The organism is Micromonospora sp. NBC_00389 (assembly GCF_036059255.1).
Taxonomy (GTDB): Bacteria; Actinomycetota; Actinomycetes; order Mycobacteriales; family Micromonosporaceae; genus Micromonospora.
Genome location: NZ_CP107947.1, coordinates 4,319,736 through 4,335,887 on the forward strand (window position 1 = coordinate 4,319,736; position 16,152 = coordinate 4,335,887).

Sequence of the window (16,152 nt, forward strand, 5' to 3'; positions counted from 1 at the left end):
GGCACCCCGGCCAAGATCTTCTACAAGTACGAGGGGGTCTCGCCGGCCGGGTCGCACAAGCCCAACACTGCGGTCCCGCAGGCGTACCGCCGCCGGCATCCGGCGGCTGACCACGGAGACCGGCGCCGGCCAGTGGGGCACCGCGCTCGCCTTCGCCTGCTCCCAGTACGGCCTGGACTGCGAGGTCTGGCAGGTGCGCGCCTCGTACGACCAGAAGCCCTACCGGAAGATCATGATCGAGACGTTCGGCGGGGTGATCCACCCGTCCCCGTCGGACCTGACCGCGGCCGGACGCGCGGTGCTGGCGAAGGACCCCGACTCCCCGGGCTCGCTGGGCATCGCGATCTCGGAGGCCGTCGAGGTGGCCGCGCAGAACGCCGACACCAACTACGCGCTGGGCAGCGTGCTCAACCACGTCCTGCTGCACTAGACCGTGATCGGCGAGGAGGCCATCGCCCAGCTCGCCAAGGTAGGCCTGACGCCCGACGTGATCGTCGGTTGCACCAGCGGCGGGTCCAACTTCGGCGGCCTGGCGTTCCCGTTCCTGCGCGAGAAGCTGGCCGGCCGGATGGACGTCACGATCCGCGCGGTGGAGCCGGCGAGTTGCCCGTCACTGACCAAGGGCGTCTACGCGTACGACTTCGGCGACACGGCGGGCATGACCCCATTGATGAAGATGCACACCCTCGGGCACGACTTCATCCCCGACCCCATCCACGCCGGCGGGCTGCGCTACCACGGCATGTCCCCGCTCATCTCGCACATCTACGAGCTGGGGCTGATCGAGGCGGTGGCCAAGACCCAGCGGGAGTGCTTCGAGGCCGGCGTCCGTGTCGCCCGCACCGAGGGGATCGTCCTGGCGCCCGAGCCGACCCACGCGCTGGCAGCGTGTGTCGAGGAGGCGCTGCGGTGCAAGGAAACCGGGGAGGAGAAGGTCATCCTCACCGCGCTGTGCGGTCAAGGGCATCTGGACCTCGCCGCGTACGGGGCGTACCTCGCCGGCGACCTCGTGGACCACGAGCTGTCCGACGGCCAGATCGCCGAGGCGAGGGCCTCCCATCCGTCCCGGCGTGACGTGCCGGGGTCCCGGGCTTCGGCCCGGGACCCGCTCGCACCGTCTCCCGACCGTCAGCACCAGCCGTTGATCGGGCCGCTCATGCCGGTCCACAGGTAGGCGTCGGTGACCCAGGTGCCGTCGGTGAGCCTTTCCACAGCGACGTGGTACCCCACCGTCCTGTGTGCGAGGTGCCGTAGGCGGAGCAGGCGACGTTGACAGTCGTGCCGTCCGCCACCGACCCGACGATCGCGTAACCGGTGCCGGGTACCGACCGCTTGTTGACCGTGGTGCCGCCGTTGGCGTCGACGATGCCCTGGGTGAAGCAGAGCGCGCCGTAGTTGTAGAGGGATCCGCCGACGTTGACCCACGTGGAGCCGTGCAGGGCGTACCCCTGGTAGGTGGCGCCCCCGTATATGATCACCCACTTGCCGAAGTGGTGCCCGCGGATCGGCACGGAGGCGGGTGTCGACGCCGCCGTCACCCGTCGCGACGGTGGCCGTGGTGGTCCAGGTGGCACCGTCGGAGGAGGTCTCAATCCGGTACGCCTTGCCGTACGCCGCCTCCCAGCGCAGCACGACCTTGCCGATCCGCCGCGGCTGCGCCAGTTCCACCTGCAGCCACTCGTCGTCGTTGTAGTTGGACGACCAGCGGGTCGAGCGGTCCCCGTCGATCGCGTTCTCCGGCGTGAACCGCGGCAGGCTCAGCTTGGTGCTCGACGCCGTCGCGATGCCCCCGTTGGCGGCCAGGCCCACGTTGGTGTCGCCGGTCATCGGATAGACGTGCACCGTCAGGGTGGCGCGGACCGGCGAGCCGCCGGTCGGGACGAAGGCGACGTGCACCTCGTACGGCCCGCTCGGCGTCCCGGCCGCGGCCGTGACGGTCACCGGGATGCCGGTGTCCTGGCCGCGCAGGACCGTGGTGTCCTGACTCGCCGGCTGCACCGTCAGCCCGGTGGGCGCGGTGACGGTCAGGGTGCCGGTGACGTCCTCGGCCCGGGTCGAGGCCAGGCGCACGGTCGCCGTCGCGGGCTGTCCTCCGGCCTCGGCATCGGTGCTGGCCGGGTCGACGGTAACGTCGGCGGGCGGGACGTCGGCGAACCAGGGGATGATCTCGTTGACCTGCGGTGCGGGCGTGCCGTCCGCCCAGGCCAACCGGACCGCATCGGCCCGCACACGCCGCGCGTCGAGTTGGGTGTGGCCGTCGGCCAGGTCGCCGATGGTGATCCAGTCGCCGTCGACGGGGCGTACCTGCACCGCCGCCTTCGCCGGGCCGCCCGTCTGAAGGACCACCACCTGGTCCACCGGTCGGGGCGCGGAGAAGTCGACCTGGAGCGACTCGCCGGGCTGTGCCGCCCGGCCGGCGACGTAGGCGGTGGCCGCGTCGCCGTCCACGGCCCGGCCCGGGCTGGATCCGGCGGCCGCCGGCTGGAGGAGTAGTTGTTATCGGCGAAGACCTGCAGGGCCGGCCAGACGGCGCCGCCGAGGTCGCGCAGCGCCGCCGACCATGCCGCCGCCGGGTCGTACGCCCTCGGGTTCCAGAAGAACGCGCCCGAGGTGAACTCCGCGATCTTCGACGCCTCGGCCTGGTTCATCGGGTTGGCGGTCACGCCGACGAGGTGCTGCTCGACACCGGGCGCCCGGCCGACGTACGGGCCGAGCAGCAGCCGGTCGGCCACGTAGTCGTTGACCGGGTAGTTGTCCCACACCAGGATGTCGTGGCCGAAGACGTCCCGCGCGCTCCTGGCCTGTGCGGCGGTGATGACCGGGGCGACCACCCCCACACCGGTCCACTCGACGATGACCGCCGAGTCCAACTTCGTCCGCAGCGCCGTCTTGTACGGCGAGTCGCCGACGTCGTAGTACTCCGTCGGCACCATCTGCAGCCGCTCGGCGCCCGGGTGGGTGGCGACGAAGTCCCGCTGCACCCGGTTGAGCAGGAACGCCTGCGCCGCGCCGGCCGCGCCACCGCCGGAGCCGAACACGGCCGCGTCCTGCGGGCATTTCCACGTCGTGTAGCTGATGTGGTCCAACGGGATCGCGAACGACCGCGCCCCGCAGCGGGCCCGGGCCGAGTTGCGTGCTTCCGGGGATGCCGCGCCGGCCAGGACCGCTGGGCAAGACGCGCTTGGCCGTCTCACGCCGCAGGAGTTGCAGATCGTCCGGCTCGCAGCCGAGGGGGTGAGCAACCGCGACATCGCCGCGCAGATGTTCCTCAGCCACCGGACCGTCGAGTACCACCTTTACAAGGCCTATCCCAAGCTCGGGGTCGGTTCCCGGACCGAACTCGCCCGATTCCGGTGGTGACTACCGTGGCGCCACGGATTCGGCCCGATGCCGGCTCTGCGAAGTTAACGGGGTCAGCCAGTTCTGCAGCTATCTGTCGCGGGCTTCGGTAACCGTCGCGGCCGGGCCTTGGCGTGAGCGGCGGCCCGTGGCCTCTCGACCGCAGCATTGAGGTTCGTGTGCTGGCGGGCTGGGTGCACCGGTGAACATCGAGTGGACCCGGGAGTGGCAGGAGACCGTCGCTGATCAGGGCTCGCGGGCGCCGTAGAGGCGCAGGATGCTGTGGCGTAGCGCTGCCGCGGTCTGCGCGGTGGTCATGCGGCCGGCGGCGACTTCGCCGCCGGCCGCATGTCCGAGCGCGATGGTCGCGGAGACCAACCAGGCCGGGCTGAGGGTGCCGTCGAACTCGCCGGTGGCCTGGCCGCGCCTGATCAGCCGCTCCAGACGCTCGTTGACTGCGGCATGCTGACGTTCGGAGTCCGCCTGGTTAACGGCGGTCGCCGACGGGTGCAGGAGCAGCGGGTACCGGTCGAACAGCCGCCAGGTGACGTCCAGCCAGCGCATCAGCGCCTCGGTGACGGTGCCGCTGTCAACGTCGGCGGCGTCGAGGGCGGCAACGGCTTCGGCGGTGATGTGGTCGATGACCGCGGCCACCAGCAGCGGCCGGGACGGGTAGTGGGCGTAAACGGTTTGGCGGGTGACGCCAGCTGCGGCAGCGACCTGTTCCACCTTCGCGTCCGGATGCCGACCGAGCACCTGGACGGCGGCGTCGAGTACAGCGGCGGCGCTGCGCTCGGCGTCCGAACGCCGCCGCCGGCGCCGACCACCCGTTATCTCTGACATGTTGTCTAATCTACCGCCCGGCATTATGGTAGACACCCTGTCAAAGATAAGGCGATTCAGGGAGATCAAATGACGCCCCGTACCGATCTGACCAGCTATCTAATCCACTATCCGCAGGAAGCGGGGCTGGGCGACGAGGATCCGGCGACTGTGCTTGACCGCTACCACACGCCGGACTATGAGCTGGTCAACGACGGCGTGCTGCTGGACCGGAAGCGGCTGCTGGATCACATCCGTCCGGCCCGCAAACGGGCAGCTGGTCTCCGTGTCGAGGTGGAGCAGGCGCTGGTGGACGGCGACCATGTCGCCGCCCGGTACCGGCTCATCGCGGAGCTACGTAAGGGCGGCACCATCACTACGGAGATCTACATGTTCGGGGAGTTGGCTGCCGACGGTCGGCTGCGCCGGGCCATCCAAGCCACCCGGACGATCCCATCCGAATAGTTCCACAGGTACGTCAAGCGGCGCCTCGACGCTGATGACCTCAGTGAGGTTCGTGCCCGCCCAATTGGGGCTCTGGCTTACCGGGCGTTGAGGTGTCCGCGGGCTTTGCGGGTGGTGGCGCAGCGGGTGCGTAAGCGCTGGTTGTTGGGGTTGCGGAAGCCGTAGGCGTCGCGGGCCACGGTTTTGATCACTCGGTTGGTGCCTTCGGAGCCGGCGTTGGTGATGCCGGCGTGCAGGAACGCGAGAATCTGCGGCCACCACACTTCGACGGTGGTGGCGAGGCGCTCGAGCTCGGGCACGTCGGCTTCGGCGCACTGGCGGTAGAACCGATACAACAGCCGGCAGATCTGTTCGCGGTCGGGGTGGGTGCTTGCGGTGGCGAGCAGGTCGAGGAGGTCTTCCTTGGCGTTCCACGCGGCCAGGATCGGGGCGCTGATCGGCGTCGGTAAGGCGGACAGGTCATCGACCAGGGCATCGACGTGCTCGCCCCGCATCCGTGCGGCGGAGCGGGTGAGCCGATTGCGCAGTTCCCATTCCCGGTTGCCTTTGCGGCCGCGTCGGCCACGTTGCTGCACGGTGACGCGACGGCGGGCCTCGGTGACGGCCTGGTTGGCCAGTTGAACGAGGTGGAAGTGGTCGACGATCAGGATGGCGTGCGGCAGCGCCCGCCTCACCGCGGACTTGAAAATCGTGGACATGTCGATCGCGACGTAGCGAATCTGCGCTCGCCAAGCCGGATCACGGTCGGCCAGCCAGTCGATGACCGCCTGGGCGGTGCGGCCTTCGACCTGCCCGAGCAGACCTTGGCCGCCCGCGAGGTCCACGAAGCCGACGTGCCACCGGTCGACCGTGGTGCGCCACGTGTTGGTGGTCTCGTCCCACTCGAACTGGGGACGGCCTCGGCGGATCTCGTCGATACCCAACGCCCACACCGGCCCAGGCTCGGACGGCAGCACCGCCTTGGCGTGAGTGGTGAACGCTGACGCGGCCACCGGCCACGACACGTCGTGATCGCGCGCTGATTGCATGATCGTTCGGCCGCCGTCGGCCACCGCCGCGCCTGCGGCGGCCCTCAGCCGGGTCGTCAACCGGTGCCGCGCCGGCACCTGCCGTATCGCCTCGGTAAACGACCGGCGTCGGCACTCGGGCTGGTCACATCGCCACCGCCGCTTGGTCCACACCAGCTGCGGCCGTCTGCCGCCCACCGGCAGGTCCCGTGGGCGGGTCACCCGTCGCCCCTTCGACCTCCGTGCCCTGGTTCCGCACTCGGGGCAGTTTCGGGCGTTCTCGTCAGCGGTGACTACCTGAACAATGGGCCCGTCCGGCCCGTCTTCTACTCCGACGACAGCCAGGCCGTCCAAGCCCAGCAACCGGGAAGTATCGTCAACCATGCCCGTGGCTCTTCTGTTGTGATCGGCTTGCCTAGACAACACGCATGATCACTGAGGGCCACGGGCACCCTCACGTCGGGGTCCACACACGACAGCTACCGGACCGGCGGACCCCCGCTAGGTTCGTAGAGCCCCGATGCCACTGGCCCCTAACGTCGTGATCGGTGACGAAAGGAGCTCAAGGTGAGCAAGGCGATCGGGTTCTTTGAGCCGGGCGGCCCGGAGGTTCTGCAGCTGATCGACGTGGAGGGACCGCAGGCTGGGCCGGGACAGGTGCGTATCCGCGTCAAGGCCGCCGGTGTGCAGCCGTACGACGTCGCGGTGGTGGAGGGCTGGATCCCTGCCGGGGTGAACCCCGGCTTTCCGCGGATACCTGGCAACGAGTTCGCCGGACTCGTGGACAGTGTTGGTGAGGGAGTAACCGGTTTCTCACCCGGGGACGAGGTCCTCGGCTACGGCCAGCTCAACTGCTACGCCGAAGATCTGGTGGTTCCCGCCGACCAGATCACCGGCAAGCCCCACAACATGCCTTGGGACGTGGCGGGCGGCTTTCCCGCCGGGGCGCTGAACGCCCACGTCGCGTTGCAGGAATTGGGTGTGGGCACGGGCGAAACCGTGTTGATCCACGGCGCTGCCGGGGCCGTCGGCACCATCGCGGTGCAGTTGGCCCGTCTCTGGGGCGCGACGGTGATCGCCGCGGCCCGCGAAGCACAACACGACTACCTGCGTTCCCTCGGCGCTCTCCCCGTCGCCTACGTCGACGGGTTCGCGGGTCGAGTGCGGGCCCTGGCACCCAAGGGGGTAGACGCGTCCCTGGACGGAGTCGGGGGCGACGCCCTCGACGCCACCCTCGAGTTCGTCAAGGACCGAGGCCGCATCCTCACCCTGGTCGAGCACGGGCGGGCACGGGAACTCGGCATCCGCACCAACCCGCACAAACGCTCGGCGGCCCGGTTAGCCGAACTCGCTGACCTGTACGCCCAGGGCAAGCTGACTGTCCACGTCCGTGAGACGTTCCCGCTGTTCCGGGCGGCCGACGCGCTCAGGGCCTACAAGGCCGGCAACAGCCGCGGCAAGATCGTGATCCTCGTCGACTGATTCGGCCGCCACCCAGTACGAAATCGCCGGACGAGGTCCGGCAAGACAGCAAGGACAGAGCATGGAGAACACCGACGCCGAACTGGCCGCACAACCAATCGGCTACTGGTCCGGAGCTGCCCACCGGGCGATCATCGCCTACATACGAGGCCAGTTGGCCCCCCTCGGCCTCTCCCAGCCGCAGTACTGGCTGCTGCGTCATCTGTGCGCGAACGACCTGTCGCCAGACGGCCGAGGCCTGACCCTCACGGAGCTGACCGACAGGATGCGGGCCTACCTGGACGACGGCGACGACCTGGAGTCCGACGCCGCCGACCTCCTTGGGCGCGGCTGGATCACGCGAGATGCGGATCATCGACTGTGGATCACCGAGGCTGGAGAGAAGGGACACGCCCGCGTGAAGGAGCACGCACCAACCGTACGGACACGCATTCACGACGATATCGACGATGCTAACTACGTGACCACACTGAAGGTGCTGCGCCGCATGATCAAAAATGTCGGCGGCGACCCGGACGCATCGTAGGTTGAAGCAACGTCCTGGTTGCGACCAGCAGGGCCTTGCCCCCTTCATCGCTCGTGGCCACTGGCCTCCGGTGGCCCGCTTGGCGAGGACGCCCAGGCCTTTGCGAGGTGCGACCCTTGGCAGCCGTCCCCGATCCGCCGCACCTTCTGGAAGCCGGCTCCGACACTACCCACGCACTCGAATGGGAAGTCCATCATGCTTGAAAGCGCCGCCGGAAGCCCTAAACGGTTCAGGCTCGCCGTGATCGTCGGCAGCGTCCGGGAAGGCCGGTTCGGTACGACCGTCGCGACCTGGTTCGTTGGCCAGACCGCGAATCGCCCAAACTTGAGCGTCGACGTCGTGGACCCCGTTGAGGTCGGGCTGCCATTGACCTTCCCGGCGTTCGGGGAGCCACCGGCACCGGAGACGGCCCGCGTGCTGGCGAGGGTGACGCCGCAGCTAGCCTCGGCCGACGCGTTTGTCGTGGTCACCCCGGAGTACAACCACAGCTTCCCGGCGTCGCTGAAAAACTTCATCGACTGGCACAACGAGGAGTGGCACGCCAAGCCGGTCGGGTTCGTGTCGTACGGCGGTCTTGCTGGCGGCCTCCGCGCCGTCGAGCAACTCCGCGTGGTCTTCGCCGAGCTTCACGCGGTAACCATCCGTGCCACTGTCAGCTTTCACAGCGCCTGGAACCAGTTCGACGGCGAAGGGATGCCAACCGAACCGGCCGGTTGCAACGAGGCCGCGAAAACCATGCTCGACCAGCTCGTCTGGTGGGCTCACGCACTGCGCGACGCCAGGACGGCCCACCCATACATCGCCTAATGCTCGCCGCCGACGGCTACTGCACGATCGTCGCGCCTCGGGTGAGTGCTACGCGTGTCGGACGCAACGATAAGGCAGACGACCGGCGACGCCGGGCTACCCACCGGCAGGTCGGGCAAGAACCGGCAATGAGAAACGTGTCCCGTCGCGGCGCGGTCCTGTCGGCGCTCGTCGTGGCACTGACCGGTGAGGCGTGGGCAGTGGTCGCCCAGCCCGCCGCCAGGTACGCGATGAGTGCCTGCGCCGCGCGGACCACGTCCCGGGGCGGCAGCCCGGCCTCCGAGAGCGCCGTGATGATCGCCGGGGCGCTACCGCAAGCGGTGGGAGCAGCTTGTGGAGCTGTTGGCTGTCATTGTGCTGGCGATACCAGTGTGCCGCAGATCGTCAGGGTGGGACGTTCGGCGGCGACGTCTAGGTCCTCCCAGCGCAGGGCGAGGATCTCACCGATGTGAGCGCCGGTGGCGAGCATGAGGTCGACGATGTCGGCCAGTCGTCGGTGTGCCGAGGTCCGGGCTTGCCGGGGATTGGTCGCTGCCAGTCGCGGGTCGTCCTTTCAGCCGCCCGGACGGTCAGTGACGCGGCCCAGCGCTGTTCCAGACTGGGCGAAGGCGAGCCGCAGGGTGTGTCCGGTGAGTCGGATGCCCCACCAGGTGAGGGCGGCAAGGTAGCCGACGATGAGGGCGCTGGTGGTGTCGACGGTGAATACGAGGGCGTAGCCGATGGCGAGGCCGGGTGCGGTGATGGCGCGGATCGTGCGGCTCCGGCTCATGGTTAGGGCGGTGGCTACGCCGAGAAGGGCTGCGCCAATGCTGCCGGCGATGCCGGCGATGTTGTTCGTGTGGATGGGCGTCGTGAGGGTGAGTGCTGCGCGCATGAGGTAGATACCCGCGGTGGCGGTGATCGCGTGGGTGATGGCGGGACGGGCCATCGCGAGCCAGCTGGGTAGGTCGTCAGCGGAAATGCGGGGCGCGGTGGCAGCGACGAGGGCGGCGCACGCGGCCAGCGGCAGGGCCGCGCCGAGGGTCCATTTCAGGTAGGGGGTGTAGTCGAATCTGACGGCGGTGCCGGTGGCGAGGCCGTAGAGCGCGGCGGTGATGGCGCCGCCGACGGCGGCGGTCAGGTATCCGCGTCGGATGAGGCTGCCTGTTGTGGGTTCGGGCGTTGAGGCGGCGGATGTTCCGGCGAGCCAGGTGGTGGGTGCGAGGTGCGCCACGGCGAATGCAGTGAGCATGACGAGTGCGCCGGCGGCGCCGAGTTGCGGTAGCGAGGTGCGGACGCCGACGACCCAGGTGCTGTAGGTGGAGATGTCGGCGGTGAGCACGGCTTGCAGGAGCAGGGCCAGGGAACAGGCACCGAGGAGTAGGGCGCCGGTGAGGTCGCCGACGCGTAGGCGGACGCGGGGTAGCCGTGCGGCGGCTGCGGGTCCTGGTTGGTGGGTGGTGGTGAGGGAGAGGGCCCCGTCAGCGAGGGCGTGGGGGTGGTCGATGAGCGTAGGGGTGATGCCGGCGGCTGCGGTGAGGGCTTCGGCCAGCGTGGGCACGCCGAGGGCGGGCCTGAGGATGACGTTAGCGAGGTGCGTTTTGTCGATGTCGGCTGCGTCGAGGAGTTCGTCGACTGCGCCGGGGATCTGGTCGAGGAGGGGCTGTGCGGCGACCGTGACGTCGTCGCGGGTGATGACGGCGGGTTGGCGGGGCGCGGGTAGCAGGATCGGCGCTTGGTCTTGGGTCGCGAGTAGACGCCTGGCGGTCCGGACAGATTCCAGGAGGGCAGGTCCGCAGTCTGCTTCGTTGGTACTGGGCGCGGTCGTCACCGCTCGGAGCGGGTCGGAGTCGGCGGTTGCCGTCCGGATGATGTGTTGGGCGATGTGGTGGTCGAGGCCTCGGTCGAGATTGATCTGCTGTGTTGCCAGTTCGCGGTAGCCGTCGGCGACGGTCTGCAGGACGGTGAGGATCGCCGGTTCGGGGTCTGCCTGACATATGAGCACGCAGGAGCCTGTCGGCACGGTGACGCCGAGCGTCGTGGCGTAGGCGGCGAGGGCGGCGGGTGCGGTGACCAGGGCGGGAGGTGGAAATCCCGCGCGGTTTGCTGCCTCGCTGACGTGTCCGCAGCGGCGTGGACCCCAGCTCGGCGGAACGGTCACGGTGAGCGCGGTGATCGGCCCGTTGACTTGGACGGCAGCATGATGGGTGACGTGCCGCAGCACGGCGGCGAGCAGATCCACCGGGTCGGGTTGCGCCCCAACTGCGGCGTTGGTGGGCCGGCCGAGGAGGTCAGTCGGGTTATCGACGAAGCGATGGTCTGCCGGCAGAGACATCGCGGCCGTGGTGTCGAGACCGAGGTAGATCTCCCCTGCGGGGCCGATGGCGGCGCCAGGCGGCATGACGAGGCGACCGTCGATGAGGATGGGGATCTTCAGGCCGTAACGGCTGACAGTGGCCGCGATGGCCGACGAACTTAGGTCGATCGACAACACGGTGCCCCCGCTTGGCATGAGGGGCAGTCTCGCCCGTGAGGGCGAGCGGGTGTCAACCGTGATCCGCTGAACGTGACTCTTTGTGCGCAGATGGTGAGAATCCTTTCGACGGGATAGCCGGAGACACTCACGCTCGTGTATTCGGAGAAGATCGAGGATCAATCGCAGGGGGACAGGTGCCGCAGACGCGCCGGGGCAGAGGCGACAGACTTGCCGAGTACGGTGCACGAGCCACCGTCCGCGTTCCACCCGATTCGCTGCCGCGCCGCGCGCGGCCGTCCATAGTGGGGGCTGTTCGCGGCGTCATCGGTGCCGGCCTCTTCTTCGTCGCCGTTCCGGCACTGCTGTGGGCTACGGGTGGGAACCCTCTCCGCCGGCTGCCGGCCTGGTCGCAGATCCCAGACTGGTTCGAGCGCTCTAGCGGACGGTTCACCCCGGACTTCCTCATCGGTGCGGCCGTCTGGGCGATGTGGCTGCTGTGGGGCGTGTTCACATTGCTCCTGCTCGCCGAGATCCTCGGGGCGGTGACCCGCTGGCGCATCCCCATACTCAGGCTGCCTGCCCCGTTGCACCGGCTCGTGTTCGGTTTGGCCGGCACCGCCGCGCTCGCCGTCACCCCCGCCGGCTCCCTCGACGCGGCGGTGCCTTCGGATCGGCCGGCTACACCCGTCGCCGCGACCGAGCGCGCCGATGTTCCCCGGCAAGCCACGGCCCGTGGGCCCGCCGTCATCCACGTGGCCGACCAGCGCTACCTCTACACCGTCGAGCGACACGACACCTTGTCCAAGGTCGCGAAGGAGTGGCTCGGTGATGCGGGTCGGTGGCCGGAGGTCTGCCGCCTGAACAAGCACCGCCATTTTCCTGTCGGCGGTGTCCTGCGTGACTGCGACCTCATCTACCCCGGCTGGGAGCTTCGCCTACCTGCCGATGCCCGCCCACCACAAACCGCCAGACGAGCGACGCCCCCCACGCCCCGGTCGGGTCGGCCTGCGACACCGCCCTTATCGCCGAGTGCCGCACCGGATCAGCCCGATCCCGCCGTGCCGCCGCCCGCGCCCGAGCAACCAGCTGCCGTTCCCACCACCACGCGGTCGGCAGCCCCAAGCGGGTCCGTTTCGTCGCCAGCGCCGTCGTCCGGGGCCTCCAACCTTGCGGCGCCGCCGCCCGTCACGCACAGCCCTACGGCGGCCACAGATGACCGGGGTGTGGATCTGTCGGACTCCGGTTGGCTGCCCTGGTCGCTCGCTGCCGCCATCAGCGCCGCCGCCGCAATGGTCTGGCTCCAACGCCGCCGTCGATACAACGGCGAGCCTGACGCTGATCCGCCCACCGAGCTGCCTCCGCCGGTGGTCCAGGTCCGCCGTGCCGTGGCCGCCCGCCATCTTGAGCCGTCGAATGCGAGCAGCGGCGACGGCCCGCCGCTCGCTCTCGTACCCGAGCTCGCGTCACTGCCGACCGGCGGATGCGGAGTCGTCGGCGACGGCGCGCCCGCTGCCGCCCGCGCCGCCCTCGTCGCCGTGCTGGCCTCCGGCGGCCCGCACCACCCCGACGCCCGCGGCGAGGTCGTCATCGACGCCGCCAGCTTGAATACGCTGCTCGGCCCGGACGTGGTGACCCTCAACCCATGGCCGCGCCTGCACGTGACCCACAGCATTGACGACGCGCTCACCGTGATCGAGTCCCGGCTGCTGCACCGCAGCCGCATCCTCGACGAACACGCCCTGACCGACTTGGACGAGCTGCGGCGGACGGTGCCCGACGAGGAAGCGCTACCGCCGGTCATGCTCATCGCCGAGACCCCGCCCGCGAGTGCCCGCATGCGCGCCAAGGTTGCCCTCGCCTTGGGTGAAGGTCTGCACGTGTCCGCGCTGCTGCTCGGCGAATGGGCCCACGGCGCCACCGTCGAGGTCGCCCCGGACGGACACACCACGCTCATCTCCGGGCAGTCCGCCGAACCGCTGCCGCCGAGACTTCCTGTGCTCGAACCGGCCGCCGCCATGCAGATCCTGACGACGCTGCGCGAGGCGCAGACCGGCGAACCGCCCGCGATCACCTCACCGGCCGTGCCGGTCACGATCGTGCCCCTGCACGCCAGCCGTACCGAGATCACGCCCACCGCCACGGACCCGGCTACCCCGATCGCCGTCAAGCCCACCGCCGACGCCGTGTCGGGACGGGCGCGGCTGCGCGTGCTCGGCACCCCGCGCATCGACGGCATCACGGCGGAAGGCCGGCCGCTCCGCGCCAAAGCCCTGGAACTGGCGGTGTACCTCGCCGTCCACCCAGATGGAGCCGGCACCCGCGACATCGGCGAATACCTCGAACCCGACGCCCGCATCAGCCAAGCCGACCAACGCGTACACACCAACGCCTCGAACCTGCGGCACGTCCTCGGCCGCGCCGGCACCGCTGAGACGAAGAACGCCTACGTCATCAAGTCCGCCGGACGGTACCTGCTCGACCCGGCGACCGTGGACGTCGACGTGTGGACACTGCGCGACCTGATGCGCAGCGCCACCATCGCCACCGAGCCGCGCCGCCGCCAACTCCTCACCGCCGCCTGCGACCTCTACACCGCACCCCTTGCGGATGGTCAGGACTACGAGTGGCTTCAGCCACACCGCGAGACGGTCCGCCGCTGGGGCACCGAAGCCCACCTACTGCTGGCCGACGACCTACTCGACAGCAACCCGCAGGCCGCATCCGACCTACTCGACAAGGCCATCGGACTCGACCGCTACAACGAGGCCCTCTACACCAAGGCGATGCACGCCCGACACGCCCTCGGCGACGCCGACGGCATCCGCACCCTGCTACGCGCCCTGACCAAAGCCCTCGCCGACCTCGACGCCGAACCGCAGGAAGACACAATCGCGCTCGCCACACAGCTACGCAACACCCTGGACGAGAATTGACCGTGCCCGCCAGGCCGCCCCGCGCACCTTTGCTACGCCTGCTGGCGCTCGTGCCGATCCTCCACTGGGCGATTGCGTGCAAGGTGCGCCGGACAGCCAGCCATGGCGAGCCGCATACTCATGCGGACAACCCCTCTGGATCAACGCCATCCGCCCGCCAGTTCGCTACACCTCGTGCGGCCTGCGCATCGGCGCGCCCCCGTTAACCGGTCGAAACCGCCACCGTGCTGGCCGCCGTCGCCCTCCCGCTGTCGGGCCGGCCAGCTGGGTGCTGGCCGCCTTCGCGTGGGCAGCGGAATGATCCTGCTCGTGTTCATTGACCTGGCCGAGATGCGACTATCACCGCGATCGGCCTCGGCCTCCGCTGCATGGGTCGCCGGGTGGCCGGAGCCTTCCTGCCGCTCGGATCGTTCCTGGTTGCCGGCGCTGCGGTCGCCCTGCTATCTCCTTGACCAGCGCCTCGAAGAAGCGGGGACGGAACCGCACGTGACCCTTGATGACAGGAGATGGGGTCGCCAGCATCCGCTTCTGCCGAAGAGCGGATGCCGGGCGGGTTGTTGGCAACGCGATCGCCAGTGAGGTGTGCCGGCAGGGCGGCGGTGTCCGTCTGCGTACAATCCGTCCGTGACGGACGAGGACCGAACACTGCCGCCCGCGCTCAAAGAAGCACACGCATCGAGGTTCTTCGAGGAACACGACGGTCACGACTTCCAGCCGGACGACGTGTTCATGTGGTCCGCTGAGACCACCGAGTGGTGGCGCCACTGGACCGGCGACCCGGCCGCTTGGGTCCCACCGTTTCGAGTCTTCGGACGCGACGGGTCCGGCGGGCTGGCTGCCTTCTGGATCCGTGTGCCGGGCGCCGCAGTCGAAATCCAGCCTGTCGTGTTCCTCGGTTCGGAAGGCGAACTACAGGTCATCGCCCGAGACCTGGGTGACTATCTGTGGCTGCTGGCGAACGGTGTCGGACCCCTGGAGACCGTCGACGGTCTCCACCGCGTACCCGAGCCCATCCCCGAACTCGTCGCTATTGCTCGGCGGCACACCGGCACCGCGCCGCCGCCCGTCGAGGCACTCGTCGCCGCCGCCGATGCCGAGCTACCCGCGTTGACAGCTCTGATCAACTCTGCAACCAAGTAGGCACGCCGGGAGCGGTACGGCCGGCGCGTCGTCGTTGTGCCTCCGCCCGACGTCCGGATCTGCCGCGATCCGCACGGTACGCAGCTTCCCGGCCGGCTACCACGGTCAGCGTCCGGTCATGCCGAGAACAGTTCAGGCGATCAACGCCTGCGAGTCTCCGGGATGCCAGGCGCCAGCGGGGCGGGGCTAGCCTGTGCATGACGCCCACACCGCCGGGAGCTCAGTGATGCTCGATGACATGCGCGTCCTGCGTGACGCGGCGGCGGAGTACCGCGCGGCGGCGACGGCTGCGGGCCTTGACTGGCCCGATCACCCCGAAGCGCCCGTCGGGCAGCCACCCGACCTGGTCTACCGACTCTTCGACGTGGACCACATCGCCGAGCAGCTGACCTGGTTGCAGTCGCAGGAATGGCCGCCCCGGCGGCCGCTGCCCAACGGCGGATGGGTCATGCCGTGGCCGACCGACGGGGGCGAGGAACTCGACACCCTGGCGATATCGATCGGCACGCCCTTCCCGTGGCGGCATCAAGTGCGGCTGTTCAACTTCGAGCGCCTCGTCTACACGTTCGTGCTCGCGGGCGACCACGAGGGTGAGATCTGGCGCTACGAGTTCACCCCCGATGCCTGGGGTTCGGCTCGTGCCGCCACCAGTCTCGCCGCGCTCTTCACCGGATGGACGAAGGGGATCACCGCCGGCGCGGTCGTCTACGACGACCTCAACGGTTGGCTTCAGTTCAGGGAAGGCGTGCAGGACGACGTCGCCATGCTCCGGGAACGCGTTCCGGACGTCGATTTCCTGACCTTTCCGGTGTATGTGGCGGATGAGTCGCTGCTGCGGGCGCGACAGCGCGACTGCGGGGTCGACATGGACTGCATCGAGCTGGGCTTCGACTGCTACGAGAAGTTGTTCGACACCGTCCAGGCCACTCGAAGGTCCCTCGGCATCTGATCCGGCGCCGACCACCCGGGGGACCACGAGGAGGATTGCTCACCGCAGCGGTCCGGTTATCCGGCGGGGCCGACCACGTAGGTGCCACGCAGGAGTAGCCGCCACACTCACACGATCGACTGCGCCATCCGCCACCGGCCGTGCGTCATCCAAGGTCACGTGCACGGATCTGCCGCAATCCGAACGCTACTTACCGGGAGTGACGGCAGGCTACTCAGCTGGTGCGC

General features: G+C 69.3%; 14 protein-coding genes and 2 pseudogenes. 10 read left to right on the forward strand and 6 right to left on the reverse strand.

All coding sequences use genetic code 11. The annotated features are described in order from the left end of the window. Nucleotides 1-193 precede the first annotated feature (193 nt). Together OG470_RS20490 and OG470_RS20495 are read left to right on the forward strand one after the other, a co-directional pair. Complete coding sequence (locus OG470_RS20490) at nt 194-430, forward strand: hypothetical protein (protein ID WP_328414546.1); 237 nt, start codon at nt 194-196, stop codon at nt 428-430. Nucleotides 431-433: 3 nt separating this feature from the next. Continuing rightward, nucleotides 434-1,174 carry a pyridoxal-phosphate dependent enzyme gene (locus OG470_RS20495; protein WP_328414548.1) on the forward strand — a complete coding sequence of 247 codons (741 nt, stop codon included), beginning with the start codon at nt 434-436 and terminating at the stop codon, nt 1,172-1,174. Here the strand turns inward: OG470_RS20495 and OG470_RS20500 are convergent. Beyond that, nucleotides 1,129-2,448, reverse strand: coding sequence for a discoidin domain-containing protein (locus tag OG470_RS20500; protein WP_328414549.1), 1,320 nt, complete (start codon nt 2,446-2,448; stop codon nt 1,129-1,131). The genes OG470_RS20495 and OG470_RS20500 overlap by 46 nt on opposite strands. Before the next feature lie 113 nt (nt 2,449-2,561). Next, nucleotides 2,562-3,194, reverse strand: a pseudogene (locus OG470_RS37290) (beta-N-acetylglucosaminidase domain-containing protein); the annotation flags it as partial. Here OG470_RS37290 and OG470_RS20515 point away from each other — a divergent pair. Next, nucleotides 3,076-3,360 carry a helix-turn-helix domain-containing protein gene (locus OG470_RS20515; protein WP_328414555.1) on the forward strand — a complete coding sequence of 95 codons (285 nt, stop codon included), beginning with the start codon at nt 3,076-3,078 and terminating at the stop codon, nt 3,358-3,360. The pseudogene OG470_RS37290 and the gene OG470_RS20515 overlap by 119 nt on opposite strands. Before the next feature lie 225 nt (nt 3,361-3,585). Here the strand turns inward: OG470_RS20515 and OG470_RS20520 are convergent, their stop codons facing one another. Then, nucleotides 3,586-4,182, reverse strand: coding sequence for a TetR/AcrR family transcriptional regulator (locus tag OG470_RS20520; protein ID WP_328414556.1), 597 nt, complete (start codon nt 4,180-4,182; stop codon nt 3,586-3,588). A gap of 69 nt (nt 4,183-4,251) precedes the next feature. Here OG470_RS20520 and OG470_RS20525 point away from each other — a divergent pair, with 69 nt between their 5' ends. After that, nucleotides 4,252-4,626 carry a nuclear transport factor 2 family protein gene (locus tag OG470_RS20525; protein ID WP_328414558.1) on the forward strand — a complete coding sequence of 125 codons (375 nt, stop codon included), beginning with the start codon at nt 4,252-4,254 and terminating at the stop codon, nt 4,624-4,626. A 77-nt stretch (nt 4,627-4,703) separates the two neighbouring features. Here the strand turns inward: OG470_RS20525 and OG470_RS20530 are convergent, their stop codons facing one another. Continuing rightward, entirely contained in the window at nt 4,704-6,017 is a 1,314-nt protein-coding gene (locus OG470_RS20530; RefSeq protein ID WP_328426496.1) for an ISL3 family transposase, read from the reverse strand. A 183-nt stretch (nt 6,018-6,200) separates the two neighbouring features. Here OG470_RS20530 and OG470_RS20535 point away from each other — a divergent pair, with 183 nt between their 5' ends. The 3 genes from OG470_RS20535 to OG470_RS20545 all read left to right on the forward strand — a co-directional run bounded on the left by OG470_RS20535 (nt 6,201) and on the right by OG470_RS20545 (nt 8,448). Continuing rightward, a complete protein-coding gene (locus tag OG470_RS20535) occupies nt 6,201-7,115 on the forward strand; it encodes an NADP-dependent oxidoreductase (RefSeq protein ID WP_328414560.1) in 915 nt (304 codons plus the stop codon). A 61-nt stretch (nt 7,116-7,176) separates the two neighbouring features. Next, a complete protein-coding gene (locus tag OG470_RS20540) occupies nt 7,177-7,641 on the forward strand; it encodes a MarR family winged helix-turn-helix transcriptional regulator (RefSeq protein ID WP_328414562.1) in 465 nt (154 codons plus the stop codon). A 195-nt stretch (nt 7,642-7,836) separates the two neighbouring features. Continuing rightward, the gene (locus tag OG470_RS20545; protein WP_328414564.1) at nt 7,837-8,448 is read left to right on the forward strand and encodes an NADPH-dependent FMN reductase; all 612 of its coding nucleotides are present in this window, start codon (nt 7,837-7,839) and stop codon (nt 8,446-8,448) included. 364 nt (nt 8,449-8,812) lie between these two features. On the opposite strand, the pseudogene OG470_RS20550 reads toward OG470_RS20545, so the two are convergent. Together OG470_RS20550 and OG470_RS20555 are read right to left on the reverse strand one after the other, a co-directional pair. Continuing rightward, nucleotides 8,813-9,018, reverse strand: a pseudogene (locus OG470_RS20550) (site-specific integrase); the annotation flags it as partial. Next, nucleotides 9,002-10,939 carry a hypothetical protein gene (locus OG470_RS20555; protein WP_328414566.1) on the reverse strand — a complete coding sequence of 646 codons (1,938 nt, stop codon included), beginning with the start codon at nt 10,937-10,939 and terminating at the stop codon, nt 9,002-9,004. The pseudogene OG470_RS20550 and the gene OG470_RS20555, both read right to left, overlap by 17 nt. 1,187 nt (nt 10,940-12,126) lie before the next feature. On the opposite strand from OG470_RS20555, the gene OG470_RS20560 reads away from it, so the two are divergent. From OG470_RS20560 to OG470_RS20570, 3 genes are all read left to right on the forward strand, one after another. Beyond that, nucleotides 12,127-13,836 carry an AfsR/SARP family transcriptional regulator gene (locus tag OG470_RS20560; protein ID WP_328414568.1) on the forward strand — a complete coding sequence of 570 codons (1,710 nt, stop codon included), beginning with the start codon at nt 12,127-12,129 and terminating at the stop codon, nt 13,834-13,836. A gap of 624 nt (nt 13,837-14,460) precedes the next feature. After that, entirely contained in the window at nt 14,461-14,976 is a 516-nt protein-coding gene (locus tag OG470_RS20565; RefSeq protein ID WP_328414570.1) for an SMI1/KNR4 family protein, read from the forward strand. Nucleotides 14,977-15,214: 238 nt separating this feature from the next. Beyond that, nucleotides 15,215-15,925 (forward strand): hypothetical protein, encoded by a 711-nt coding sequence (locus OG470_RS20570; RefSeq protein WP_328414572.1) that lies wholly within the window; start codon nt 15,215-15,217, stop codon nt 15,923-15,925. Nucleotides 15,926-16,152: the final 227 nt, after the last annotated feature.